This window comes from Adhaeribacter soli (assembly GCF_008727925.1).
Taxonomy (GTDB): Bacteria; Bacteroidota; Bacteroidia; order Cytophagales; family Hymenobacteraceae; genus Adhaeribacter_A; species Adhaeribacter_A soli.
On the sequence record NZ_VTWT01000006.1, the window covers coordinates 276540 to 301224 of the forward strand.

The window sequence follows — 24685 nt, forward strand, 5'->3', positions numbered from 1 at the left end:
GATTCAGGCTGCCTTTTTGTTGAAAAATGGTGCGTTATTTACCGCGCAATCACAAATCGGATCTGTGGCATTTCGCCGGCATTGCGCAAACGGCAGATGTACATGCCATTCGGCAGGTTTGCCATTTTACCTTTTTGCATAGGTACGGCAAAGGTATGCGCGCCTTTCGGTTGGCTGCCAATTTCTTGCGTGTAAACCAGCTTGCCAACCAGATTATAGATCTCAAGTTGGACGTGCTGCTTTTCTTCGGTTAAGGTATAATTCAGGCTCATTTCAGCATTCACCGGATTCGGGAATACAGCCAAAGAAGCAGGAGACGTTTCACCTAAAGTAATTTCCCTGGCGCGGCCGCCGCTGCCGAAGGTCAGTTTCATGTTCGGCCGGTTATAGGAAAGCGTTCCGGTGGTAGTGGTGCAAATGCCGCCGGAGCTTACATCCTGCTGCTTATACAAGGCCCGGTAGCTGCTTAATGCAGTGCCTAAAACAGTAGAGTTCTGAGTGTAGGTACTATTGTTAAAGCAGATATCGATCAGGATATTATCGGTGCCATTATACACAAAAGGCGTGCTGAAGGTATGCGTATTCCAGGAATTGGCGGTGGTGGTGTAGGCTGCATTGTAAACAGTAGCCGTATTGGTTCCTGCTAAATAGCTGCTGCTGCCAAAGGCGCTGGAAGTAGTGTGGGCCAGCTTTATGGTATAGCCATTCATCACCAGGCTTTGCGCCGTACTTACATAAAATGCCAGGGAAGATAAACTCGAACCCGAGTTATAACCTGCTGCCGTTAATTCTGCTTTGGTAATGATGTATTGTACCCGCTGATCCATGTAATACGTACCGTATGGTGCTTGTGTAATGACCGTAGATCCGGTTCCTATGGTCAGGGTGGTACCGGGGCTTGTTCCGCTTGCCGGGGCCGTAAACGTATAGGAAGGGGAGAACGCACTGGGAGTTCCGGAGCAAACGCCGGCCACTTGGTATTCATAAGTAGTTGAAGCTGTAAGTCCGGTTAAAGACAGGCTATTGGTTGTGGCGGTAAAGTTGGTCCAGGTAGCAGAAGAAGTAGCTTTGATCCGCACATTATAGCTGGTTGCGCCCGAAGCTGCCCAGTTCAGCGTTACGCTTGTAGAAGTTAAGGCCGAAGTGGAAAGCCCCGTTGGCACGTTGCAGGTTGTCGTGCCCCCTGGTTCTACACATCCCTGGGAAGTTGCCAGACTGGCGCGGAAGCCGCCGGCATCGAGTACGGCATCCATGCGGGCTTTCTGGCCGGTGGTAAACATGTACATGCAGCGATCATCGGTATAATCCATGTAGTTCATGAACATGTCGCCGTTCGGGGTATTGCTGCAGGTAACCTTCGGAAAAGTAGGACAGCCACCATTGGAGTCGGCCTGGTTCGGGGTGTCGGAAACCTGATCGGAACCCGTGCAGGCCCCGTTGTCATCGCCCCAGATGTGGTAAAGGTTCAGCCAGTGGCCTACTTCGTGGGTAGCGGTGCGGCCTAAGTTGAAAGGTGCCGCTGCCGTCCCCGTATTGCCAAAGCCGGAATACGTACAAACCACGCCGTCGGTAGCCGCCGGACCACCCGGGAACTGGGCATAACCTAATAAACCGCCGCTTAAATTACCAACCCACAGGTTCAGGTACTGGTTCCGGTCCCAGGCATCTTTACCGCCCTGGCTGGTGTACTTGATCGGGTCGCCGTAATCGCTGAAAGAAGTTTTAGTGGTTTGCGTGCGCGTGATACCGGTGGTCGGATTCCCGTTCGGGTCGCGTTTGGCCAGGCAGAACTCTACCTGGGCATCGGCCGCCAGGCCCGCAAAGGCAGCAGGGGTTTTACTTGCATCGGCGTTCAGCTTCCGAAAATCCTGATTCAGAATGTTTATCTGGGACTGAATCTGAGCATCCGAAATATTCTGGGCAGTAGTATTGTAAACCACATGCACCACCACCGGAATCGTGATCACGCCGGTACGATGATTCCGGCTGCTGCTACTGATTTTTTTCTGAGTGTAAGCTTCAATTTCATTGCGCCGAACGAGGAATCCCGGATCGGCCTGCACCTGTCTTTCATACACTTCCATGGTGCTGCAATTCCTGGTTTGCGGCGTTTGCGCGTAACTGTTTCCGGCTCCTGTAAGCACAGCAAAGCCCAGCAGAAAATGGTAAAATTTTCTTTTCATACAAAGGGTTTTTAAAGTGAGAATTTGTTTTAGAAAGGTATGAGAAAAAATGTTATCACCAAATTTTTATTGTAATATTTTTAAAATAAAGTGATTTAACGAAGAATTAAAAACAGAAATCAGCCCTCAGAATCCTTCTTTAGCAGTTAAACAACCTTAAAGAGTATTTTATGTTTTAATAAAATTTACATTGGTTCAGGCTATTATATAGGATAAAATATATGTGTATCCCCTTGTCCGATTGTTGTTGTATCGGATGCGTATCGCCTTAAATTCGGTATTGATTAGGGTGAAAAAAGGAAAACCTGCTATGCAGCAATTAGTAGTCAGTTCACCGCATCCATCGCGCAAGTTTAGCGAAGCGCAACTTGTGCGATCCCCTTTGGTAAGTTTGCAACTTACCTTGCCTGAAGGGCAAATGACTAACTATGAAATACCTCCGCTTACTCTCCTGATAGGGTTTCCTCGATGATGCAATATTTCCGGCTTTACAAGCCCACCGAAATGTCAATAAAGACTTGCATTATAGTTTTATTGCCCTGAAAAATAATACTAAGTCGTGGATACTGGATTGCATTAGATAAAAAAAAATATCGCGCAAGCGTCCGCTTGTGCTTGCTTAATTACCAGGTCTGCTACAATTAGAAAGCAAAGGTAGAGCGCACAAGCGGACGCTTGCGCGATTTCAAATAATGAAAGTTGCGAAATAGGATCTGGTATAATTGCTGAAAGGTGCGCGGTTTTGGTTGAATCGCTATAAAAATGAGCTGAAAAAGTGAAGCCTGCCTTTCAGCTTCTCTAAATCTTTCTGCAATTCCAGAAGGAAAAACAGCATCCTTTTCAAACAAAAAAGTCTTCCCTGAACTCCGGGAAGACTTTTGAAAATCTATAGCGCCTCCACCAGATCCTGGTAGTAATCCAGACCCAGATGCGTGATCAGGTCTTCGCCCATCATGTGTCTTAAGGTATTCTGCAGTTTAATGAGCTGCTTGAAAATATCGTGTTCCGGACGAAGGCCGGGTGCCGTTTGCGGTGATTTAAAATAAAACGACAGCCATTCCTGCGTACCCGACATCCCGGCGCGCTTGGCCAGGTCGCTGAACAAAGCCAGATCCAAAACAATGGGGGCCGCCAGAATAGAATCGCGGCACAGGAAATTGATCTTGATCTGCATGGAATACCCCAGCCAACCGAAAATATCGATGTTGTCCCAGCTTTCTTTGTTGTCGCCGTGCGGCGGGTAATAATTGATCCGTACTTTATGGTAAAGGTCGCCGTATAACTCCGGGTTAATTTCAGGTTGCAGAATGTCTTCCAGCACGCTCAGTTTCGATACTTCCTTCGTCTTGAAATTATCCGGATTATCGAGTACGTAGCCATCGCGGTTCCCTAAAATATTGGAAGAAAACCAGCCTTTTATGCCCAGTGCCCGCGCCTGCAAACCGGGGGCAACAATGGTTTTCATCAGGGTTTGGCCGGTTTTAAAATCCTTGCCGCCAATAGGCGTGGAAGTAAGTTTGGCCAGTTCGATCAGAGCGGGGATGTCGCAGGTTAAGTTTGGTGCCCCGTTCATGAACGGAATTCCTAAACTAATGGCGGCATAGGCATAGATCATGGAAGGGGAAATAGCAGGATCGTTATTCTCCAGGCCTTCTTCAAACTTAACCAGGCTTTCATGTACTTCCGATGGCTCCAGGTACTTTTCCGTAGAACCGCACCACACCATTACCAGACGGGAACAATCGTGGGCCTCCCGGAAACTTTCAATATCCCACATTAATGCTTTCGCCAGCGCGGCTTTGGTAGCCGCCTGCTTTACGTGGGTGCCGTTCAGGTTGGGTACGTAAGCCTGGTCGAAAACCGCTTTCATGGGCTTTACCGCTTCCAGTTCCGCCCGCACGGAATGCAGCATCATGGGCTCCAGTACTTTCGCTTTTACGGCCGCCTCAAAAACGTTATCGCTGTACAAATCCCACCCCCCGAAAACGATGTCGTTCAGGTCGGCCAGCGGCACAAAATCCTTTACTTTCGGAAAACGGCTTTCCGTTCTTTTCCCGAGCCGGATGTTGCCCATTTGCGTTAAGGAACCAACCGGTTGGGCCAGGTCTTTTTTTACTGCTTCTACCCCCGCAATCAGCGTGGTAGCAACAGCGCCCAGACCGGGAATTAATATGCCGAGCTTCCCGGCCGCTTTGTCTATGGAAGTATGCATGCGAATTGTTTTTAGCGTGATGAAAGAGGAAGACTACCGAATTTTCCTTTAAACAACAAAGCACTAGCGGTAGATGGCAGGCAATACTCCGTAAGCGGGGTTAAAGTCTTAGTTCGCCGGTATGATTAACCAGCAGAATCCGGGCCGTATCGGAGTAAATTTCCAGCACGCTAACCGAAGCAGGGCTTATTTCCAGGCGGTGGAACAGATCCAGGTGAATGCCCGCGTAATAAGCAAGGGCCGATTTTATCAGGTCGGCATGGCTGACTACGGCAAGCGTTTCCCCGGAGTGGCGCCGGCATAATTTTTCGAGCCCCTGCACGATCCGCAATTGCGCTTCGGTCATCAGTTCGCCGCCCGGAATGCGGGTGCAGCTTCTGAACGCATTGAACCGCTGAAATTCCTGCTGGCCCTGCAGTTCTTCAAAAGTTAAATTGGTCCAGTTTCCAAAATCGATTTCCAGAAAATCCCGGTTAATGCATGTTTGCAAATTTAGGGCTTGGGCAACAGGTTCGGCCGTTTCCAAAGCCCGCTCCAACGGACTGCTGTAAATGGCGGATACAGGTAAATGATTCAGGCGTTGCGCCAGCTGCTGGGCTTGTTCCAAACCTGCTTCATTTAAATGCACGCCTTCCTTTCGGCCGGAAAGCCGTTTGCCAACCGAATCGGTAGTGGCGTGGCGGATAAGTAAAAACCTGGTCATGCGGGCTTAGGTTCTAAGTAACAGATGTAGCCTTACGCACTTTTCCGCACGGTGTTTTTCCCCTTTGTTTTATTCCTTACGCTATACTTCCGGAAACGGAACCTCTACTGCTTATTTCCCGCAAAAAATAACCAACTAACAGCAATGCGGTATATCCAAACAGGGAGGTTTAATAACCAGAAATTTCATCCCGGACATTGTGAAAAGCAACAGGCCTTGGATGCAGATGGAAAACCTCTACAAGATTTAATAAAATGGCGTTCCGTAAGCTGGAGAAAGTCCCCCTTTGGAGGGGCAGGGGGAGGATTTTTAAATTATTAGATAAAATTAAACAATCGGATAATTCTCTTGTCCTAAAGTTCCTTCGAAGGACACATCTAAAAGCCTGCGTAACGTCATTGAATACACCGGAATGATAAATGAATGGTTTAAAGATCGGCGTGCTCACGTTTCATAACTGCATTAATTACGGCAGCTTCTGGCAGGCAAAGTGTTTGGTAGAAGGTCTGCTGGCGCGCGGGTACGATGTCGAGATCCTGAACCATCATTCCCCCCGGATAAACCATGCCGAATGGAAAACCGCCCTACAGCCGGTACTGCCGGGAGAAACACCCGAAGTGGACCAGGCGCTTTACCGGGAAAAACTTCTGAAACAGACATGTGCGATCAATGCCCTTCCGCTTTCTCCAGAATTTAAGCTCGAAGCACCGGCAGGGATGCCACAGTATGATTTGGTAATTGTCGGCAGCGACGAAGTGTGGAATTTAATGCATCCCTGGTTTGGCAAGTGCCCCATATTTTACGGCGAAGGGATCTTGACAAAACGCCTGGTCTCTTATGCGGCCAGCTTCGGAAACTATCCGGCCAACTGGGGACTGGAACCTGCCTGGGCCGAAAAGCTGCAAAACTTTGAACTGATTTCTGTCCGAGATGAAAATTCAAAACAGCTTATTCAAAACGCCATCGGCACCGATCCGGAAATCGTACTGGATCCTTGTCTGCAGTTCGAAGTAAAACCGGAGGTACGGGTAAACGGCCGTTTCCCGTCCAGGTACCTGGCGCTTTACGGGCATAGTTTTTCGGCCTCCTTTTTAAACCAGATCAGAAATTATGCTGAAAAGCTAAAACTACCCATCATCAGCATTGGGTACCGCAACGATTGGGCCGACGAGCAATGGATCGCTGCTGACCCGCACGATTTTGTTCATTTCATTTCCGGGGCCGAAGGCATTGCTACTAATTTTTTTCACGGCTGTGTTTTCGCCCTTCTTTTCGGGAAGCCCTTCGCGGCCGAGAAGTCTCCCTACCGGAGTCTGAAATTAGAAGGGCTGCTTCCCATGCTGAATGCCGGAAACCACCTGATCTCCGAAACCACTTCTGCAAGGGAAATCAGTAAAATCCTGAGCGAGTCCTTAAACCCGGAAATCGGGCAAAAAATAGCGCAGCTCCGGGAAACTTCAGCCAACTTTTTAGATCGGGCGCTCCAGCCAAAACAGTATCAGAACGCATGAAAAAACTGCTGAGCCCCCGCGATATTGTCCGTTCCGGTTTGTGTATTGGTTGCGGCAGCTGTGTGGCTCAGACCAGCCCGGATACTGCCCAAATGGCTTTCGATAAATATGGTGAATTAAAGCCCCAAGGATTCCATGTCTGGTACCGAAATGTCTCCGAAAGTTTTACCCGTACCTGCCCGTTTTCGCCGCAAGCCCGAAACGAAGACCAACTGGCTGCACCGCTTTTCCCGGAGGCAGCCCACTCCGATTCAAAAATTGGCCGGTTTCAAAAGGCGTATGTGGGGCATGTGGAAGAGACGGATTTCCGGCTGCAGGGAAGTTCGGGTGGCATGGTCTCCTGGGTGGCAGCCGAATTGCTGCGGAAAGGATTCGTGGACGGCGTCGTGCACGTGAAAGCCCTGGAAGATCCCCAACAAAATGGAAAGTTTTTTCAGTACGAACTATCCCGCTCGGAAACCGAAATCAGGGCAGGAGCCAAATCCCGGTATTATCCCACCGAACTTTCCGGAATGCTTCGTTTGATCCGTGAAATTCCCGGCAACTACGCCGTTGTCGGAGTACCGTGTTTTATAAAAGCCGTGCATCTGCTCCGGCTGGAAGATCCGGTTTTGCGGGAACGTATAAAATTTACCCTGGGGCTTTTTTGCGGACACATGAAAAGCGCCCGGTTCGTAGAAAGTTTTGTCTGGCAGATGCAGGTTCCGGTACACGAAATAAAACAGGTGGAATTCCGGCACAAAGACCCCGGCCGGCCGGCTAACTGGTACAACGCCAGGCTTACCCTGCAAAACGGAACGAAAGTAAACAAAGACTGGTGGCACCTGGCCGACGGCGATTGGGGAGCAGGCTTTTTCATGAATTCGGCCTGTAACTATTGCGATGATGTAGTGGCCGAAACGGCTGATGTGGCCTTCGGCGATGCCTGGGTAGAACCCTATTCCTCCGATGGCAGCGGAACGAATGTAGTAATAGCCCGTTCAAGCTTAATTGAAAGTTTAATTGACAATGCGATACAGGAAGGCCGGCTGCAATTAAAGGAAGTCGATTGCCGTTTTGTAGAGCAAACGCAAGCCGCCGGTTTCCGGCAACGCCGCGAAGGGTTGGCGTACCGACTTACCTGGCGTCAGGAAGGAATTAAACCCTGCAAACGCGTAGCGCCGGATTCAAAATCGCAAACCAAACTCCGCAAGCTGATTTACCGGATGCGGTTCTATATTTCTGCTGCCAGCCATAAGGTTTTCAACCTTGCCCGGAAAACAAATCAGCCTTGGATTTACATTCAATGGGCCCGTTTAACTACCAGCGTTTACCACGCCATCACCTATAATCAAGGCAAATTGGGGCAGCTTTTTAAATGGTTAAAATGAAGTAAACGATAGGGTTTTCAGGTTTAAAAGTCGGGACCAATTATTAGGGAGTTTGCTGGTTTACTTTTATCGAAATACTGTGTTTAAAATTAGCTTTAGCTTCAATCCGGATTTTTCGGCATAGAACAAAATTCATTGCCGTCTGCTTTAGCTGACGGATAGCAGAGTAGCAATTTCGGCTTTAGCCAAACAATACATTTATAGAAAAACAGGTTAGGCTAAAAAGCCATTATCTTAATTGCCCGAAACCGTCAGCTAAAGCAGACGGCAATGAAACCTTGCCAATTCAATTTTAGGCAGCATGTTTAGTCTTGCTTTCTTCTATGGGGATGAAGGGTTTAAATTCCCACTCTCTTTTGCTTACAAAGCAGTTCCAGTTCGGTTTTTACCGCCGAAATTACCGGTTTCCATTCACCTGCTTCTTGCTGCCGGAACAGCCGCATGGTTGGGTACCACGGACAATCCGTGCAGTTTTCGAGCCAACGCCAGTCGGCGTTTGCATGCAGCAGGTTCCAGACGTGTACGCCCAAAGCGCCGGCTAAATGAGCGGGCATCGAATCCACGGAAATCATCAGGTCCAGCCCCATTATTCTTCGGGCGTATTCCTCTAAACTTAAGTCGCCGTGGTAAAAGCCAAACCCTTCCTGCCAGCCGGCCTGGGGCGCATCGCCTTGCAGAATGTGCAGGGAAATGCCAGATATATCCGCCAAAGGTTTTATCTGGGAAAATGGAATGGAACGGCGCACATCCCAATCGCCGGCTTTCCAGACTAACCCAACGTGCAGCTTTTTATCATCTTCGGAAAGTTGATGAGGCTCCACGTGCAGGTATGGCGTTTGGGCTGGAATTGTAGCCAGTGTAGTCCGGAAAATGTGCGGCAATTCCATAATTTCCACATCCACATCATAGCTTGCTTCCGGCGTACCGTCGTGTAAAGGCAGTAACTGGTCAATTTCCGGAATTGTTTTTAATAGCGGCAGGAGGGGAGGTTGCGCCCAGACAATTACCTCCGTAGCAATATTTTTCAGAAGCGGAGCATACCGGATAAACTGGATCGTGTCGCCAAGGCCATGATAGCAGCGGACCAGTACGCGTTTCCCTTCGAGTGGCGTACCGTTCCAAATGTATTGCTCATGCCGGGGTAAATGGAAGCAAGGCGTACCGGCTCTGGACTTCAAAACCGCATCGCTGGTTTTCCAGGCAGCTTCAAAATCCCCGCAACGCATGGAGGCCATCCAGAAGTCCGGTTTTTCATCCTGAAGCAGGGTCTTGCTCATACGCTTTTGTTTTAAAAGAAAGTGTGTTTAAAGGAATACGGCTGTGAAGATGGTCCTTCTTTTCGCTGCTTCTTTGAGTAGAGAACTTCTTCTTAAGCTGGCGCAGGTGTTAAGCGAAAGCGTCACTTGGGCCTGAAAGACAAAAGCCAGTCTCCAGACTGGCGTATCCGGGGAAGGATTCTTTCTCAATTTTTCAATACGGAAGTCTGGAGACTTCCTCCTGTTCTTAGGCCCAAGTGACGCTTTCGCTTAACACTTGCGCCAGAAAACAGCCAGAAAACTATTAAGCCTCCGTTAATTACCTCTGCCAAAGAATATCCCGGAAAACAAGAGCCATCAGGCGTAGCGCCGCATCATTTCCACGCAAAAATCGGAGAACTCTTCTATTTTTTGCGGCGGGCTGGTGTGGTGCGGCTGAATGCCTTTGGCTTCCGGGGTAAAGCAAAACGTAATCGTCAGGTCAAATCCGTCCAGTTTCTGCATCATGCGGTCGAACCATTTTTCGGCATCCGGACGGAGGTAGTCGGCCCAGCTTAAACCGGTACGCAACCGTTTTACGCCTAATTTTTTGAGCCAGTCTACGGCATTGTCTAACCGGTGATCTTCGAAATGGAACCACTGGCAAATCCCGAATTCCGGGGTATAATCGGAGAAGTGTTTCAGCGCAAGTTTGGGTGTGCCGTCTTCCCGGAGTAAACCCATGTAAAAATGCCGGTAATAAGAAGAACCTTCGGCTTCGCGGTGGCGGGTAGTGGCTTCCCAGGCCCGCGGCAGATCGTAGAGGCTATACCAGAAAACCCGGTCTACGCGCCCGCAAAGCAGTTCGGCGGTGCGGCGCAAACCGAATTCCTGCACTTCTTCCGCGCCGAAAGTAGACACGCCTACTTCTGTAACCCAAACGGGCAAATGCGTAACGGCTTCAATTTCGGCAATCTTTTCCGGCCAGTGCTCAAGTTGCCAGTGGTTCCAGTCGAGCGGGAACCCATGCACGGCCACGGCATTCAGATCGTTGAAAGTTCCGAAGTCCTTTAAGCGGGTAATAAAATAAGGATCGATCGGGGAGATGCCGCCGAGTACCCGGAGCACATCCGGTTTTTCGGCTTTAACCGCCGCGGCGGCCATTTTTACCATGTTGGCGTACAGTTGCCAGTCCGAATCTATTTCAAAGTCCCAGTGCGATTTATTGTTTGGTTCATTCCAGAATTTTACGGCCTCAATCATAATTTCTATTGCGTTTAAGCCTTGCGGGTAGTAAGAAAACCGGTTGTAGAAGGGCTTTTTATTCCCGATGCAGGCATCTATATTGATAAACAACCAACATACTTGAAGCAGGCCTTTGTTGTTGTGTTTAATTCGTGAACCGGCCTATTATCCAAGGAAACGCTTCGATTGAGGGTACATAAAGTTTCTGGCTGCAGGGTTTCAGGTTTTTCCGGCCCGGACCCTACCCTTATTTCGGTAAGCGGAAGCTGATGCCTGCCGATACAAAAAAGTCGGGCGCTTCTTCGCTTAAACCAACGCCGCTGTAAAGATCTACCTGCAAGTTAGGCTTTATATTATAGGCGAGGCCTGCATCAATGCTTTGCTGCATATCGTTTTCCCTGAATTCGGCAAAAGGCTCCACAAAAACTTTAAAATTGTCAGTAATTTTATAATTCAGAGCTAAGGAATATAAGCCAATATGGTTAAAAGTCTTCTTTTCGGCCGGGTTCTCGTTTTCTTCCCATTCTACCCCCAGGTTGTAGCTTAGAGAGAGCTTCTCGCTTAGTTTATTCCGGAAGTTCAGCCTTAATTTTGGTTCAACCTTTTCGCTTTTAAAGTACTTATTTCCTGCCGGTAAACGAAAATCAGCCTGCAGTGCCGCTGTAGGCAGTACGCCATTGCCCTGCCATAGCTGGATCTTCGTGCCGGCCATAATATCATCCAGGCCAGTCTGCGAAATTTCCCAGGGAAACTGGTCCTCGGCAGGCGCCAGGGAGACATGTTTCAGCCTGCCGCGCAAACGCAATTCAGCAAATTTCAAAACCCCGACCCGGATGAGGACATCCGGATAATGCAGTTCTTTTTCCTCTATAAAGTTCGTCTTATCGCTTTCATAATAAAAGCCTGCCTCAATCTGAACGGTGCCCGGTGGCACTACTTTAGAAGCATCGCCAACGCTGGGACGATCAGTGTCCATTTCTACCGGCTCCCCGCCTTCGTTTTGGGCAAAAGTCAGGGTAGAAATAAAAAAGCAGGCAATTAAAAGGAAGCGGGTTTTCATATTGGTATATATTTTTTCCGCTATACTTCCGGAAACTGAAAAGGTTTATTGAAGATGCTTGCATTGTAAACCGGCTCAGACTTTAGACCTATTCTTCCGATCCTGACAGGCTTTTCTTGTGTTTGGACCCGTTCGTTCCATGAAACCAGCCGCCCGGTTTTATGCCTGATGCCGGGCAAAAAAGCCATCTGAATGAAATTGGCTTTAAAGCTGATTTATTTAGCCTTGCTAAGGCTTTCGTTTTAAGCAGGTTAGGGAATAGTAACGTTTGTATGGTTGAAAAAAAACGCTATTGGTTTGGGAGTTTACCCGGTTTTTGATTTACTTTAAAGGATAAAGTTATTTACAAAAGACTGAAGATGAGTATTTTAAGGTTTAGCTGCTAATCCTTGAAACCTTCATTTTATGTCTTCCGTAAGTAAAAGATTTTTGAGTAGTGAAAAGCTTATTTCAGTGGCGTAAGCAGTAGGTGAAGGGTTTTTCGGTTTATTTTATATTAGCTTATGTTTATTGCCCTGAGTACGTTTACAATTGCCAACAACATGGCCCCCGAAGTAAAAAAAGCTTTTCAGGAAAGGCCGCATCTGGTAGATAATGCCCCAGGCTATCGGAAAATGGAAGTGCTCTGCCCCCAGGACGCTCCCAACGAAATCTGGCTCATTACTTACTGGACCGACGAAGAAAGTTACCAGGTCTGGCATAAAAACCACCTCCGCGAATCCCACTCCAATATCCCGAAAGGGCTGAAACTTGTTCCCCGCAGCGCCAAAGTTCGTTTCTTCACGCATATAGCCGATTAATTTAAAGCGTAGCAGAAATGGCGAATAAAAGAACTGCCGAATTGGTGTACGCTAACGCGGCCGGCATTGTAGCCGCAGCGGTAGAAATGCATTATAAAAAAGTGCCGGAGCTAACGGTACGGTATGGCCCGGCCGGAAAAGAAAAATGCCTGCAGGATGCCCGTTACCATTTGTCTTACCTGGCAGAAGCGATCTTATCTGAAAGCCCTTTATTGTTCCGCGACTACGTAGGCTGGGCACAGCAAATGCTGCAGGCCCGGAACATTCCGGCGAAAGACCTGGCCGTGAACCTGAACTGCCTGAAAGAAGCTCTGGCGCAACGCCTGCCCATTGAAAGTTTTGTGGTGGCCGCCAAATACCTGAACGGAGCCCTGAACCAGCTGGAAGAAGAACCGGCCAGTACCTTATCTTTCCTGGAAGTAGATAACGGCCTGAAAACGGTAGCGGAAGCCTATATAAAACTGCTGCTGCAAGGCAAACGCCACCTTGCCAGCGAACTGATCCTGAAAACGGTGGAAAAGGGTACTCCGGTCAAAGATATTTACAACCAGGTTTTCCGGCCGGCCCAGTACGAAATTGGCAGGTTATGGCAGTTAAATCAGATCTCGGTAGCCCAGGAGCATTACTGCACCGCTGCCACCCAGCTTATTATGTCGCAGCTGTACCGCCTGGTTTTCAATACCGAACGCAACGGCTACCGCCTGGTGGCTTCTTGTGTGGCCGGCGACATGCACGAGATCGGGATCCGGATGGTAGCTGATTTCTTTGAAATGGAAGGCTGGGACACATTTTATTTAGGTGCTAACACCCCCGTTGAAAGTATTCTTCGTACCTTGCGCGAGCAGGAAGCCAACCTGTTGCTGGTTTCAGCCACCATGGCCTATCACGTGCGGGCTGTAGCCGATCTTATTCAGGCGATCCGTCGCGATGCCGTTCTCTATAATGTAAAAGTGATGGTAGGCGGGTATCCGTTCAACACGGCTCCGGAACTCTGGAAAGCCATTGGCGCCGATGCGTACGCCAAAGATGCGGCCGAGGCTTTGGAAAAAGCTGCTAACTTGGTGCGGGCATAATTAAAATGTGGGTGTTTAAATAAAAGAAGAACTTGCAGTCGGAATTAATTTTAAGGTGCGATCTGCACGGCATGATCAGGCAGGTGGTTTCCAATACCACAGCCTTCGATACCGCCACATTTTTAAACAATTCCATTATGCATTGCCTGGCAGTTGGTTCTATCGATCAGGGATTGCATTTACTGCACGATGTACAACATTTTGGCCGCGCCGACAATCGTTACCTCGATTTTCTGCTGGACGGGACCGACACCTGCTTTTTGTTTTCGGGAGCCCTGTTGCAGCATACCATTATGCTGGTTGGCACCACCCACTCAGGAATTACCGTGCTGCCGGACGTAACTATTCCGGAAACCAGCAAAGCCCAGCAGTACGATCAGAATCTGAAATTACACCAGGCCCTGCTGGAAACCCAGAACCTGGAACTGCTTGAGGAAATGAGCCGGCTAAACAACGAACTCATCAATACCAAGCGAGAGCTGATCCGGAAAAATCTGGAACTGGAACGACTTCAGCGGGTAAAGTAATGGGTAGGGTTTTAGGCCAGAAATTCAGCAGCCAACCTTTTGGTTCAATTCCGGGCTGTTTACAGTTTTACCTCGATCTGCTTATTTCGCTTCAATAGTTCCTGCAACTATGTTTCCTGGTTTTCCAGGGAAAGGTAAATATCGTCGAACTTGTTGTATTACAGTACAAAGCCTTGTGCGCCCAGCGCCGGTTTCATACCCCTTAATATTTTATTTTTCTTTCGATTTTCCGGATTTGGTCAATTCGTATGCTACCTTAAATTGGGCCGGAATAATTATATAAGTGCCAAGAACCAAGGCGGTAACCTGTATGGAACCATTCCCGGAAAAGGGTTAGATTCGTGATAAAACGCAGGATCGTAATTGTACAGCTTGCTCCATTTCCGGTTGTTCTGAAAAATATTCAGCAAGGCTCAAAGCAGCATTATTAAAGCGGTGCCCCAGATCACAACGGCAGTCCGCCAGCTTTTTGCCGATCTAAATTCCATAGCGTCTGAACCCTTCATAGGGAAAGATAAGTAAAAACCGTTTTAAGGGAAAAACAGCTTTATGTTTGGCCATTGCCGAAAGAGAATCGTAAGGGATGTGTTCCAGGCTTTGAAGTGGACCGATGGTAACGGAATAAGCTTTTTCCAAGCTTACCTAATCTAAGGAAATCATTATAAGACCTGCAAAGCGGCCTATGGCAGAGAAAGGAAATACGATCTGGACGATCGGGCATTCGAACCGGACAAAGGAAGAATTTTTAGAAGCGCTGCTATCCTTCGGGATCGAAGGACTGGTTGATGTTCGTCGGTTTCCCGGTTCGAGGAAACACCCGCAATTTAGTGCGGAGGCTTTGCAGGAATATTTACCTCAGGCTGGAATTACCTATTATCCCTGCCTCGAACTTGGTGGCCGGCGCAAACCGGTGGAGGGCTCCACGAATACTGTCTGGAAAAGCAAATCTTTCCAAGCCTATGCCGATTACAGCCAGACACCGGATTTTCAGAGAGCCATTCATCAGTTAACAGACTTAGCGACTGAAAAGCGAGTTGCCTACATGTGTTCCGAAGCGGTGTGGTGGCGGTGTCACCGGGCCATAATTTCCGATTATCTGAAAGAACGAAACTGGCAGGTTATGCATATCATGGAGGCCGGCGTCGCCAAAGAACATCCCTTTACCACAGTTTACCGGGAAACCCATCAAACGTAGCATCGCTTCCTTTTGAAAGTACCCTGGATATATTACTAGGAGTTATCTCATAAATCAAAATTTCTCTATAGCTCTGTAGCGTAGGGTTTAAACCCTACGCTACAGAGCTATAGAGAAATTCTTTAGCCGAAAGGCAATTTCAAAAATGCACTGGGTATTTTTGAAATGACCTCTAATAAGGGAAAAACAAATCTGATCCTGATATACCGGAACCCTCCAGTGCATTTTCCAGATCAAATCCAGAAAAAGGCTGTTGCTTCTATTCAATTGATAATCTCCATCCTGTTTTTATCGGCAGGAGAACAAATGCAGAAGAAAGAGGTTATCAATAGATATCAAATTTTTATTTGTTTCAATTTACGGCTATTTACGGCTATCAACTTGAAGATTAATTCACCGGTTTTCCGGATCAAAACCATACCGAATTACAACTAACCATGGCGCCTAAACTGACAGATTATGCCTTGATCGGGAATTCGCGGGCGGCAGCGCTGGTGAGCAACCGGGGGGCTATTGACTGGTGCTGCCTGCCGGAGTTCGATTCGCCCAGTATTTTTGCCTCAATTTTGGATCAGAAAAGGGGTGGCTATTTTGCAATTCAGCCGGTTTCAGAATTCCGGTCCACCCAAAATTACCTAACAGATACCAACGTAGTAGAAACCCGTTTTACTTGCGGAACGGGAGAGGCAAGGCTACTGGATTGCTTTGTCGCCTTAACGGAAGAAGCTAAAACAAAAACGCTATTCCCCGACCATGAAATCCTCCGGGTAATAGAAGGGATAGCCGGCGAAATTAATTTCCGGATGGAATACGTACCCCGAACGTACTACGGAAAAAATGCCGCCGAACTCCGTGATTTCGGAAAGTTAGGGATCCGGGTTTACTTCAAGGAAAATATTTACACCCTGCTGAGCACCCTGGAGGAAGGGAAGCTTTTGGTAGCAGATTCCAGGCGCGCGGCATTTGCCGAATTCACGGTTAAGGCAGGGGAGAAGGTGATTTTTTCCTTAAGTTATTCCAACCAAAGCCCTGCTATTCTTCCGGAGTTAAAAGAAACCGCCCTGAACCGCCTGGACCACACCCGGGCTTATTGGGAAGAATGGATCGGCAGGTGTCAGTACAAGGGCCTTTATGAAGAGTGGGTGAAAAGAAGCGCCCTTACCCTTAAGCTGTTAACGCACGCTCCTTCCGGCGCTATTATTGCCGCACCCACCACCTCGTTGCCCGAAAAGCCGGGTGGGGAACGGAACTGGGATTACCGGTATTGCTGGTTACGCGATGCCTCTTTCACTACCCGGGTCCTGGTTAAACTGGGGTATGAGGAAGAAGCCCAGGCGTATATGGATTGGATCCTGCACGCTACCCAACTAACCCGGCCGGAACTGCAGGTAGTGTATTCCGTTTTCGGCCATGCCCGCTTAAAAGAAGAAGAACTTACCTGGCTGCAGGGATATGAAAATTCCAAACCGGTCCGGGTCGGTAACGGGGCGCACCAGCAATTTCAGTTAGATGTTTATGGCGAAGTATTGGATGCCGTTTTTGCCTATGCGCCGCTCGTTAAATCTTTCGGCAACGATACGAAGAGATTCCTGCTGGGATTGGGGGAAATTATTTGCCGGCAGTGGGACCAGCCCGACAACGGCATCTGGGAAGAGCGTTCCGCCAATACGCACCATACCCATTCAAAAGTAATGGCCTGGGTGGGGCTGGACCGGCTTATAAAACTGGCGGAAGTTTACCACTGGAAACGGGCGCCGCTGCAAAAGTTTCAGGACGTAGCCGCAAAAATTTACCGGGAAGTTGAACAACACGGCTTTAATCCGGAGCTCGGCTCCTACACCCGCGAATTTAACGGTACCGATCTGGACGCCTGCCTGCTGGTATTACCTTTGGTAGAATATTGTGATCCTGCTTCTCCCAGAATGATGTCTACCACCAGACTAATAAAGGAGAAGCTATCGAAAAATAATCTGGTTTACCGTTACAAGAACATCGATGATGGCCTGTCTGGCAGTGAAGGAGCCTTCGGGATCTGTAATTTCTGGCTGGCGGAAAGCCTGGCTAAATCCGGGGCTTTAGCGGAGGCGGTGGAAGTTTTCGAAGCTACGCTCAAACTGGCCAGCCCGGCAGGATTGTTATCGGAAGAAATGTCGCCGGAAACCGGGGAGCTGCTTGGCAACTATCCGCAAGGGTTTACGCACATTGGCCTTATTAATGCCGCCTTTACTATAAACGAAGCCTACCTAAACGAAGAAAAACGGAAATGAACTTCGGCTACCTGATCTTATGGGGATTTGCAGCTACCATGGTATTAACCGTGATAATGGCCGGTTCCCGCCCCCTGGGCTTTACCAGAATAGACCTGCCTTTTTTACTTGGTACCATGTTTACGGCTAACCGGAACAAAGCTCCCTGGCTGGGTTTTCTGGTGCACATTGTAATAGGTTGGATATTTGCCTTTATCTACGGCGCTGCTTTCGAAAGTTCCGGTCTGGCTACCTGGTGGTTCGGAATCGCCATCAGCCTTGTGCACGTGGCGGTTGTTTTGTCGATAGGCCTGGAGATCGTGGCCTATTTTCATCCCCGAATGGCCCGACCCTACCAGGGACCAACCCCCACCAAACAACTGGAGCCGCCTGGTTTTTTCGCACTGAACTATGGCCGCGGAACACCGCTGGTAACCATAATCGGGCATTTGATCTATGGAGGCATTTTAGGGGCGTTCTACGTTTTATAAGCAGATTGTAGAGCCAGACTGGTTAACCATTTCTCCTTTCAACCTTACTGGAATTTAAATGCAAATTCTTAATTTCAATTTTAGCGCTTTAATAAGTTAAAATTTCAAAATCTTATTTTGCGTAATCGTCTTTATTTTCAGGAAGCAATAGTTGAAAAAAAAGCCCTTCGAAGGTGAAGGGCTTTTCATTTGGAATTATCTTGGTCTTGGCTTGCCGGTATTATGAATCAATTCCATTATCTGTACCGTTTTCTCACTGTCTGGGGGAAGATCGCCCACGATTGAAATCAGAGCTTCGCGCATTTCCAGGGCATAGCTCATAAGAACGGCATCGCCTTCCGCAAATTCAGCAGGAGAAGTAACGGTGCAGATCCGGTGTTCCTCACAAATTACCGCGAAGCCTCCATCTGTTTCCTTTAAACCCCAGGGAGCTGGTGAATGGGCTAATTCTTCAGTTTCCTCCATTCCGGAGGCTGCATTGCTACTTAATTTTGTTACTGACATTTTGTTTATAGGTTAAGATTATGAGATGAATAAGCTAAATGTATTAAAACAAAATGTAAATGCAAGGTATATGGGTAATAAAATTTGTTATCTAAAAAGGTGCCGTTTGGAAAAAGCCAATCAATCAGTTCTAACGGCTTGTTTTAGGGAGTTTGGAAGCGAAGAATTGAATTCCGGGAAAGATAAAATATTATCACTATTTAAACTCCTTGCTACCACTTTTTATCTCATGTAGCTTTGGTCCTTCGGAGAAAAATATTTAAAATATTAGTTAAGTATTTAACTATTTTTTCTTTACCTTTGTTGTGTCATCATGAAAGCTGAAATGCCGCAGGTAAAAAAAGAAAATCTGATCACGTTTGTAAGAGAAATGGCGCGGGTAAACCTGTTGCTGAAGGCATTTATGCGCCAGAAGTTCAAGGAACACAACATCGATCTTACTTCCGAAATGATGCAGGTGATGATGACCTTGTGGCGGAAAGACGGCATCAATCAGCAGGAAATTGCCAACATTACCGTAAAAGACAAAGCCAGTCTCACGTACCTGATCGATAACCTGGCGCGGCGTGAGCTGGTGCAACGCACCGAAGATGAAAACGACCGGCGCAACAAACTCATCACGCTCACGGCCAAGGGCTGGGAGTTGAAAGAAATGGCCGCGCCCTGGATCGATGAAATGTTTGAGCTGGTGGGAAAAGATATTGCTTCTGAGATCGTAACCAAAGGCATCACGCTTTTAGAAACCATGGCCACGAATCTGGAAAATCAGCACGCGAATCTGGCGGAAGATTAGGTGAATATCCCGACTTTTTGAGCCTGAAACCCTGGCGTTTTTAAACCCAAAACTTTCATTCCACTTTACTCAACGAAGGAAAATTTCCTTCGGGCGGCTGGTGGGTTTTTATTTGATAAATTAGTTAAACAATTAACTGTTAAGTTCTTTATGAATTTTAAACCTTTTGTAGTCAGTTGTTTACTGGTGTTTTTTGCCGGCGCAGTATTTGCCCAGGAACCGGAAACCCGCAAACTGACCATCGATGAACTTTTTGCGTTGGCGGAACAGAACAGTCCGCAGTTGCAGGTTTCCAAAGCCGGAATGGAAATTGCCGACGAACGGAAAGCCCTGGCCCAAACCCAGAAGCGGCCCAACGTATCCGCTTCGGCCGCGGCCAGTTATATCGGCGACGTAGCCATTCTGAATCCTAATTTTTCGGAACTGCAGCACGTAAAGATGCCGCACTTTGGCAACTCGTTTACGGTGCAGGCCAGCCAGGTAATTTTTAAAGGCGGCGCGATTAACAAAACCATCGAAAAAGCCGGCCTGGAACAGGAAACCGCCCGCCTGAGTTTCGACAAAAATAGAGGCGATATTAAGCTTTTACTGGTGGCCCGTTATGCCGATCTGTACCGTTTGGCCAAACAGGAAGCGGTTTATAAAAAGCACATCGAACTTGCTAAAGTCCGGCTTAAAAATATTAATAATATGTTCCGGGAAGGCATGGTTACGCGCAATGATCTGATCCGGAGCGAACTGCAGATCACGAACCTGGAACAGGCACTGATCGAGATCAAAAACAACCTGGCCATAACCAATCAACAGTTGCGGGTAATTGCCGGTTTGCCTTCGGGAACGACGATTATGCCGGATTCCAACTTTCTGCAAACCAAACGTCCGGACCAAAGCTATGAGCAGTATCTGGAGCTGGCCTTGAGTAATTACCCGGAACTGAAGGCTTCGCAGGTAAATTCAGAAATTGCCCGCAAAAACCTGGAGATCAGCAAAGCGGAACGGTTGCCAACGGTAAGTTTACAGGCCGGAAATTCCCTGGCGCGGCCCATCGTAAGTGCAAGCCCGGCCATGGATCTTTATTCACGCGGCTGGAACGCAGGGGTAAGCATCAGCTATAATATTTCGTCGCTTTACAATTCCAAACATAGTATTGGCGTGGCCGATGCGCAGTTAAATCAGCAACAGCAACTGGTAACACTGCAGCGCCAGAACCTGGAAACTGACGTGAATACCGCTTTCATTAAGTATAACGAAGCCCAGCAGCGCAGCGCAAGTTTCGGCAAAGGCGTGCAACTGGCCAACGAAAATTACCGCATCGTTTCGAAAAAGTACCTGGAACAACTGGCCCTGATCACGGATATGCTGGACGCAAGCAACGCCAAACTGGATGCTGAACTCCAACTGACCAACGCCGACGCGACCATCATTTATACTTATTACCAGCTGCAACGCCTGGCCGGAAATTTATAAAAAACGCTAGGGTTTGGGGTTGAAAAAGTCGGGGTTAATATCGGAATCTGTTTCATAAATGGTTATTCACGACCAGTAAACAAGTCCCCCTTCGGAGGGGGTAGGGGGAGGTCTTCACGCATTCCAGAAAAAAACTCAAATACCTTGAAAATCCTCCCCCAACCCCTCCAAAGGGGGACAAAAACCGGACAAAATAAAATAAAGAATACGCTTTTTAAAAAAATAAAGAAATGTCGAATCATACTGCACCAGAAAAAGAAGTTAAGCAGAAAAAGAAGAAAACCGGCCCGCTGGTCACCAATATTTTGTTGCTGGGGGTTATCGCTTTTGGCTTGTATTGGGTGGCCAATCTGTTTTTCAATTTCAGCAATACTGAAGTAACCAACGACGCCCAGGTAGAGCAATTCATTACCCCGATCAACGCGCGGGTAGGCGGCTACATCGAAGAGATACGGTTTACCGAGCACCAGAGAGTGAAGAAAGGCGATACGCTGGTAGTTATCAATCCGAGCGAAATTAAGATCCAGCTGGCGCAGGCCGAGGCCGCTTATTTAGATGCCGTGGCGAGTAAAAATGTGACCAGTTCCAGCGTAAATACGGTGAGCAATAATGTAGCCGTATCGGAAGCGAATATTGCCGAAGCCCAGGCCCGTTTGTGGAATATGGAACAGAACTACAAGCGCTACGCCAACCTGCTGAAAGACGAAGCCGTTACGCGCCAGCAATTCGAGCAGGTAAAAACCGAGTTCGATGCCGCCAAAGCCCGCTACCACGGTTTGCTGAAAATGAAACAAACCACTCAGCTTTCTACCAAAGAAGTAAAATCCCGCTTAGCCGTGAACGAGGCCAATATTAAACGCGCGGAAGCAGCCTTGGAAATGGCTAAACTGAACCTGAAATACACCGTAATTACCGCGCCTTACGACGGGGTAGTGGGCCGGCGCACCATTCAGGAAGGACAACTGCTGCAGCCCGGACAAGCCTTAGTGGCCATTGTGCGCAGCGGACAGGTGTGGGTAGTGGCCAACTACAAAGAAACCCAGACCGCTAATTTAAGCATCGGGGAACCGGTAGAAATAAGCGTGGATGCGGTAAATGGTATCGTTTTTAAAGGAAAAATTACCGCCATTTCCGAAGCCACCGGCGCCAAATTTTCGGCCGTGCCAACCGATAATTCCACCGGTAATTTTGTGAAAATTCAGCAACGCATTCCCGTGCGTATCGAGTTTACCGAAGCCAATAAAAAAGCCGACCTGGAGAAACTCCGCGCCGGCATGAACGTGGAAGTAAAAGCAACCATATAAGATGTCAGAATTAAAAAAAGGCTTGTTTCACGACTGGGTTCCCAAGCCCGTCGGACTGCTGGTTTTATTTGTCTTAACCCTTACGGTTTTAACGTCCAACGGCCTCTACACCGCCAACATGACCGATATGGTCGGCGGCCTGGGCACCATGACCGAATACCTGACCATGGCCAATTACGCGGCAACCATCGGGATGGCAGCTGTTTTTCCGTTCCTGATGCAGCTTAAAGGCGCTTTCACCACCCGGCAGTTGCTTTTGGCTACGCTCAGCGGCCTGGCGTTCTTAACGGTTTTTTGTGCCCTTACCACTTCCCCGGAATTATTGATCCTGGCCAGTTTCCTGATGGGTTGTTTTAAAATGCTGGCCATGATCGAAGTCATTATCCCGATCATGATGCTGGTAAGTCCCAACGGCGACCGGCCGCGGTTTTATGCCATTTTTTATCCGTTCAGCATTTTAATGGGGCAACTTTCGGGCTACCTTTCTACCGAACTAGCGTATGATTTTGGCTGGCAATACATGTACTGGTTTATGCTGCCGCTGTTGCTCATATCGCTGCTTTGTGCGGTCGTTTTTTTTCACAACGGCCGCGCCACCGAAGCCCGGCCCGTGGGCCAGCTGGATTGGGTGAGTTTCTTCCAATGGTCGGGCGCGCTGATGCTGCTGAACTACGGGTTGGTTTTTGCCCGGGTAGAAGATTACTTTGATTCTGTAGCCATTCAGGGAGCATTTATTGGCTTTGCAATCTTGCTGCTGCTTTTCATCCGGCGACAACTGAATCTGGAAAAACCTTACCTGAACTTGCAAATGCTGAAGATCCGTAACGTGTGGTCCAGCCTGATCCTGATCTGTTTTCTGGGTTTATTTCTGGCCGCGGGTGCGGTGCAAACGGTGCTAACCACTTCGGTGCTGAAATACAGTCCGCAAACCAATTCCGAACTTAGTTTGTGGATGGTACCGGGAATTATTGTGGGTGGCATATTCTGCTTTCTCTGGTACCGGAAAAAGCTGCCGCTTAAGTACAACATCCTGCTGGGTTTTGCCGCATTTCTGGTGGCGCAAAGCTTGCTCTTATTCAGGATCCATCCGGGAATTGGCATGCAGGACCTTTACCTGATCAACGCGCTCCGGGGCTTTGGCATGGTAACGCTTTTTGCCACCATCGGCGTGTACATGGCCGATAAACTCGACCCCTTAACCATGTTCGCTTCTTCGGCTTTCCTGATGATTTTCCGTTCGTTTATCGGGGTGGCTTTTTCTTCGGCGCTGGTTTCTTACGGTTTGTACCACGGGCAGCTCGAAAACGTATTCCAGCTCGCCCAAAACATGGATGCATTAAACCCGAATGTAGCCGCGCGTTTGCAAAGTTCCGGAACCATGGGCTTGTATGGCACAGCTCAGATTCAAGCCATGCTTTTAAGCGCGCAGGAACTTTCCGGCTACATTATTGAGGCGGGTTTAATAATGATGTTGCTCGTAGTTTTATTCCGTTTCCGGCCGCTAAACCGGCGGAAGTTGGTAAAATGGCGCCGGCGTTTAAATGGTCTGGAGTTTCTGTTTCGGCCGTGGTCTTATAAAACGAGTCAGGCTTTAAAGTAGAAACGTTATTATTAAAAAGTTTCTAGTACACTGTCAATTTAAATTATAGAATTTGCTTGACGGGATTTGTAATCCCGTCTTATCCCGAGCCCTGGGATTTGTAATCCCACATTCTATAATTTAAACCGCATTCTATAATTTAAATTGACAGTGTACTAGTTTCTTCCGTTGCTGAATGAATACTGGCTAACCTCACCAGCTCATGGAGATAAAGTATCAGGGCAGATTTTCACTCTCCCTGATACAGCACTTGCTGAAGGTTTGTTAGCGATTGAATTATAGATGATTAGCATTGAAGAATAAATTAAAAGAACTAATGGCGTGTAGAGGTTGATTCTCCTTTAACTTCTCCATGGGTAAATTTTGACTTCTCCAATCTGGGGAAATATTACATTTGAATAAATTTACTCAGCTCCTTTTTTCGAAAAGTGGGGAAATTATTTCCGGAGGATTTTGAAGCCTACCTGACTTACTTCGCTAACTTTTCCAAGTACTCCTTTACTTCTTTCGTGTCATAATCCGCCATCCCATTGTGGCGAGTGGCTAACTTGCCATCCTTACCCAGGATGAATGTTGCAGGTATGGATTGGGTTTGAAAGACAGCAGGAATATTGCTCGCAGGCAGGTATACCGGAAACGTGAAGCCTTTTTTCGCTATGAATTTTTTTACTTTTTCCATGCCGTTCTGATCTACCGAAAGCATTACAAACGCAATGTTCTTATTGCCTTTTACCTTGTCGTACAAACGTTGAATGCCGGGCATTTCGGCTACGCAGGGCGGACACCAGGTTGCCCAGATATTCAGGAAGATAACCTTGTTTTTAAGGTTGCTGAATTGAACCGTATTTCCCTGCAGATCCTGTAATAAAAAGTCGTTGGCAGCCATTGCATCCGGGAAGGTTTCCGCTGAAACTTTATCATCCATGGCAGGTTGGTTTGCCGGGATTTCCGGAAGCGCTGGTTCCATGATTCCGGTTGCCAGCAAAACCCGCTGTACCTGGCCAATTGCTTCTGTATGGAGGCCGCTCAAGTAAAGAAAACCAAAAACCACCAGGGTATACACCCAGCCAGGAATGCTCTGAAAAGAAAATTTATTTTTAGTCATGATTTAATCGTTTTGAATGTATTTGTTAGAGCATGTTCAAATTTCATTTTTGCAAGCGAAA

20 protein-coding genes are annotated in these 24685 nt (G+C 47.9%); 12 read left to right on the forward strand and 8 right to left on the reverse strand.

What is annotated here, in order from left to right:
* Positions 1 to 38: 38 nt before the first annotated feature.
* From F0P94_RS12440 to F0P94_RS12450, 3 genes are all read right to left on the reverse strand, one after another.
* Entirely contained in the window at positions 39 to 2183 is a 2145-nt protein-coding gene (locus tag F0P94_RS12440) for a M43 family zinc metalloprotease (protein WP_150904211.1), read from the reverse strand.
* An 886-nt stretch (positions 2184 to 3069) separates the two neighbouring features.
* On the reverse strand, positions 3070 to 4395 hold the full coding sequence (locus tag F0P94_RS12445) for an inositol-3-phosphate synthase (protein WP_150904212.1): 1326 nt from the start codon (positions 4393 to 4395) through the stop codon (positions 3070 to 3072).
* A gap of 100 nt (positions 4396 to 4495) precedes the next feature.
* The gene (locus tag F0P94_RS12450) at positions 4496 to 5098 is read right to left on the reverse strand and encodes a histidine phosphatase family protein (protein ID WP_150904213.1); all 603 of its coding nucleotides are present in this window, start codon (positions 5096 to 5098) and stop codon (positions 4496 to 4498) included.
* Between the two features lie 419 nt (positions 5099 to 5517).
* Between F0P94_RS12450 and F0P94_RS12455 the strand changes: the two genes are divergently transcribed.
* Together F0P94_RS12455 and F0P94_RS12460 are read left to right on the forward strand one after the other, a co-directional pair.
* Positions 5518 to 6609 (forward strand): polysaccharide pyruvyl transferase family protein, encoded by a 1092-nt coding sequence (locus tag F0P94_RS12455; protein WP_150904214.1) that lies wholly within the window; start codon positions 5518 to 5520, stop codon positions 6607 to 6609.
* On the forward strand, positions 6606 to 7979 hold the full coding sequence (locus tag F0P94_RS12460) for a Coenzyme F420 hydrogenase/dehydrogenase, beta subunit C-terminal domain (RefSeq protein ID WP_150904215.1): 1374 nt from the start codon (positions 6606 to 6608) through the stop codon (positions 7977 to 7979). The genes F0P94_RS12455 and F0P94_RS12460 overlap by 4 nt, the downstream gene beginning before the upstream one ends.
* A 338-nt stretch (positions 7980 to 8317) precedes the next feature.
* Here the strand turns inward: F0P94_RS12460 and F0P94_RS12465 are convergent, their stop codons facing one another.
* The 3 genes from F0P94_RS12465 to F0P94_RS12475 form a co-directional block, all read right to left on the reverse strand.
* The gene (locus F0P94_RS12465) at positions 8318 to 9256 is read right to left on the reverse strand and encodes a glycosyltransferase family 9 protein (RefSeq protein ID WP_150904216.1); all 939 of its coding nucleotides are present in this window, start codon (positions 9254 to 9256) and stop codon (positions 8318 to 8320) included.
* Positions 9257 to 9592: 336 nt separating this feature from the next.
* On the reverse strand, positions 9593 to 10570 hold the full coding sequence (locus F0P94_RS12470; protein WP_225307203.1) for a glycosyl hydrolase: 978 nt from the start codon (positions 10568 to 10570) through the stop codon (positions 9593 to 9595).
* Positions 10571 to 10706: 136 nt separating this feature from the next.
* Positions 10707 to 11519, reverse strand: coding sequence for a transporter (locus F0P94_RS12475; protein ID WP_150904217.1), 813 nt, complete (start codon positions 11517 to 11519; stop codon positions 10707 to 10709).
* A gap of 503 nt (positions 11520 to 12022) precedes the next feature.
* Here F0P94_RS12475 and F0P94_RS12480 point away from each other — a divergent pair.
* The 6 genes from F0P94_RS12480 to F0P94_RS12505 all read left to right on the forward strand — a co-directional run bounded on the left by F0P94_RS12480 (position 12023) and on the right by F0P94_RS12505 (position 17851).
* Complete coding sequence (locus F0P94_RS12480) at positions 12023 to 12319, forward strand: antibiotic biosynthesis monooxygenase family protein (RefSeq protein ID WP_150904218.1); 297 nt, start codon at positions 12023 to 12025, stop codon at positions 12317 to 12319.
* Positions 12320 to 12336: 17 nt separating this feature from the next.
* Positions 12337 to 13392, forward strand: a complete 1056-nt coding sequence (locus F0P94_RS12485) for a cobalamin-dependent protein (RefSeq protein ID WP_150904219.1) — start codon at positions 12337 to 12339, stop codon at positions 13390 to 13392.
* A gap of 32 nt (positions 13393 to 13424) precedes the next feature.
* Positions 13425 to 13919: a hypothetical protein gene (locus F0P94_RS12490; protein WP_150904220.1), complete on the forward strand. Its 495-nt coding sequence runs from the start codon at positions 13425 to 13427 to the stop codon at positions 13917 to 13919.
* A gap of 682 nt (positions 13920 to 14601) precedes the next feature.
* Positions 14602 to 15114 carry a DUF488 domain-containing protein gene (locus F0P94_RS12495; protein ID WP_150904221.1) on the forward strand — a complete coding sequence of 171 codons (513 nt, stop codon included), beginning with the start codon at positions 14602 to 14604 and terminating at the stop codon, positions 15112 to 15114.
* Between the two features lie 437 nt (positions 15115 to 15551).
* A complete protein-coding gene (locus F0P94_RS12500; RefSeq protein ID WP_150904222.1) occupies positions 15552 to 17381 on the forward strand; it encodes a glycoside hydrolase family 15 protein in 1830 nt (609 codons plus the stop codon).
* Positions 17378 to 17851, forward strand: a complete 474-nt coding sequence (locus F0P94_RS12505) for a hypothetical protein (RefSeq protein ID WP_150904223.1) — start codon at positions 17378 to 17380, stop codon at positions 17849 to 17851. Before F0P94_RS12500 ends, F0P94_RS12505 begins: the two co-directional genes overlap by 4 nt.
* Positions 17852 to 18046: 195 nt before the next feature.
* On the opposite strand, the gene F0P94_RS12510 is transcribed toward F0P94_RS12505, so the two are convergent.
* Complete coding sequence (locus tag F0P94_RS12510; RefSeq protein WP_150904224.1) at positions 18047 to 18355, reverse strand: hypothetical protein; 309 nt, start codon at positions 18353 to 18355, stop codon at positions 18047 to 18049.
* Positions 18356 to 18668: 313 nt separating this feature from the next.
* On the opposite strand from F0P94_RS12510, the gene F0P94_RS12515 reads away from it, so the two are divergent.
* The 4 genes from F0P94_RS12515 to F0P94_RS12530 all read left to right on the forward strand — a co-directional run bounded on the left by F0P94_RS12515 (position 18669) and on the right by F0P94_RS12530 (position 23519).
* Positions 18669 to 19148 carry a MarR family winged helix-turn-helix transcriptional regulator gene (locus tag F0P94_RS12515; RefSeq protein WP_150904225.1) on the forward strand — a complete coding sequence of 160 codons (480 nt, stop codon included), beginning with the start codon at positions 18669 to 18671 and terminating at the stop codon, positions 19146 to 19148.
* 150 nt (positions 19149 to 19298) lie between these two features.
* A complete protein-coding gene (locus F0P94_RS12520; RefSeq protein WP_150904226.1) occupies positions 19299 to 20615 on the forward strand; it encodes a TolC family protein in 1317 nt (438 codons plus the stop codon).
* A 230-nt stretch (positions 20616 to 20845) separates the two neighbouring features.
* Positions 20846 to 21919, forward strand: coding sequence for an HlyD family secretion protein (locus F0P94_RS12525; protein WP_150904227.1), 1074 nt, complete (start codon positions 20846 to 20848; stop codon positions 21917 to 21919).
* Between the two features lies 1 nt (position 21920).
* A complete protein-coding gene (locus tag F0P94_RS12530; protein ID WP_150904228.1) occupies positions 21921 to 23519 on the forward strand; it encodes an MFS transporter in 1599 nt (532 codons plus the stop codon).
* A 469-nt stretch (positions 23520 to 23988) separates the two neighbouring features.
* On the opposite strand, the gene F0P94_RS12535 is transcribed toward F0P94_RS12530, so the two are convergent.
* A complete protein-coding gene (locus F0P94_RS12535) occupies positions 23989 to 24624 on the reverse strand; it encodes a TlpA family protein disulfide reductase (RefSeq protein WP_150904229.1) in 636 nt (211 codons plus the stop codon).
* Positions 24625 to 24685 lie beyond the last annotated feature (61 nt).

Coding starts and splice junctions, on each gene's coding strand:
- F0P94_RS12440 (WP_150904211.1), bottom strand. CDS start 2,183: ATGAAAAGAAAATTTTACCATTTTCTGCTGGGCTTTGCTGTGCTTACA.
- F0P94_RS12445 (WP_150904212.1), bottom strand. CDS start 4,395: ATGCATACTTCCATAGACAAAGCGGCCGGGAAGCTCGGCATATTAATT.
- F0P94_RS12450 (WP_150904213.1), bottom strand. CDS start 5,098: ATGACCAGGTTTTTACTTATCCGCCACGCCACTACCGATTCGGTTGGC.
- F0P94_RS12455 (WP_150904214.1), top strand. CDS start 5,518: ATGAATGGTTTAAAGATCGGCGTGCTCACGTTTCATAACTGCATTAAT.
- F0P94_RS12460 (WP_150904215.1), top strand. CDS start 6,606: ATGAAAAAACTGCTGAGCCCCCGCGATATTGTCCGTTCCGGTTTGTGT.
- F0P94_RS12465 (WP_150904216.1), bottom strand. CDS start 9,256: ATGAGCAAGACCCTGCTTCAGGATGAAAAACCGGACTTCTGGATGGCC.
- F0P94_RS12475 (WP_150904217.1), bottom strand. CDS start 11,519: ATGAAAACCCGCTTCCTTTTAATTGCCTGCTTTTTTATTTCTACCCTG.
- F0P94_RS12480 (WP_150904218.1), top strand. CDS start 12,023: ATGTTTATTGCCCTGAGTACGTTTACAATTGCCAACAACATGGCCCCC.
- F0P94_RS12485 (WP_150904219.1), top strand. CDS start 12,337: ATGGCGAATAAAAGAACTGCCGAATTGGTGTACGCTAACGCGGCCGGC.
- F0P94_RS12495 (WP_150904221.1), top strand. CDS start 14,602: ATGGCAGAGAAAGGAAATACGATCTGGACGATCGGGCATTCGAACCGG.
- F0P94_RS12500 (WP_150904222.1), top strand. CDS start 15,552: ATGGCGCCTAAACTGACAGATTATGCCTTGATCGGGAATTCGCGGGCG.
- F0P94_RS12505 (WP_150904223.1), top strand. CDS start 17,378: ATGAACTTCGGCTACCTGATCTTATGGGGATTTGCAGCTACCATGGTA.
- F0P94_RS12510 (WP_150904224.1), bottom strand. CDS start 18,355: ATGTCAGTAACAAAATTAAGTAGCAATGCAGCCTCCGGAATGGAGGAA.
- F0P94_RS12515 (WP_150904225.1), top strand. CDS start 18,669: ATGAAAGCTGAAATGCCGCAGGTAAAAAAAGAAAATCTGATCACGTTT.
- F0P94_RS12520 (WP_150904226.1), top strand. CDS start 19,299: ATGAATTTTAAACCTTTTGTAGTCAGTTGTTTACTGGTGTTTTTTGCC.
- F0P94_RS12525 (WP_150904227.1), top strand. CDS start 20,846: ATGTCGAATCATACTGCACCAGAAAAAGAAGTTAAGCAGAAAAAGAAG.
- F0P94_RS12530 (WP_150904228.1), top strand. CDS start 21,921: ATGTCAGAATTAAAAAAAGGCTTGTTTCACGACTGGGTTCCCAAGCCC.
- F0P94_RS12535 (WP_150904229.1), bottom strand. CDS start 24,624: ATGACTAAAAATAAATTTTCTTTTCAGAGCATTCCTGGCTGGGTGTAT.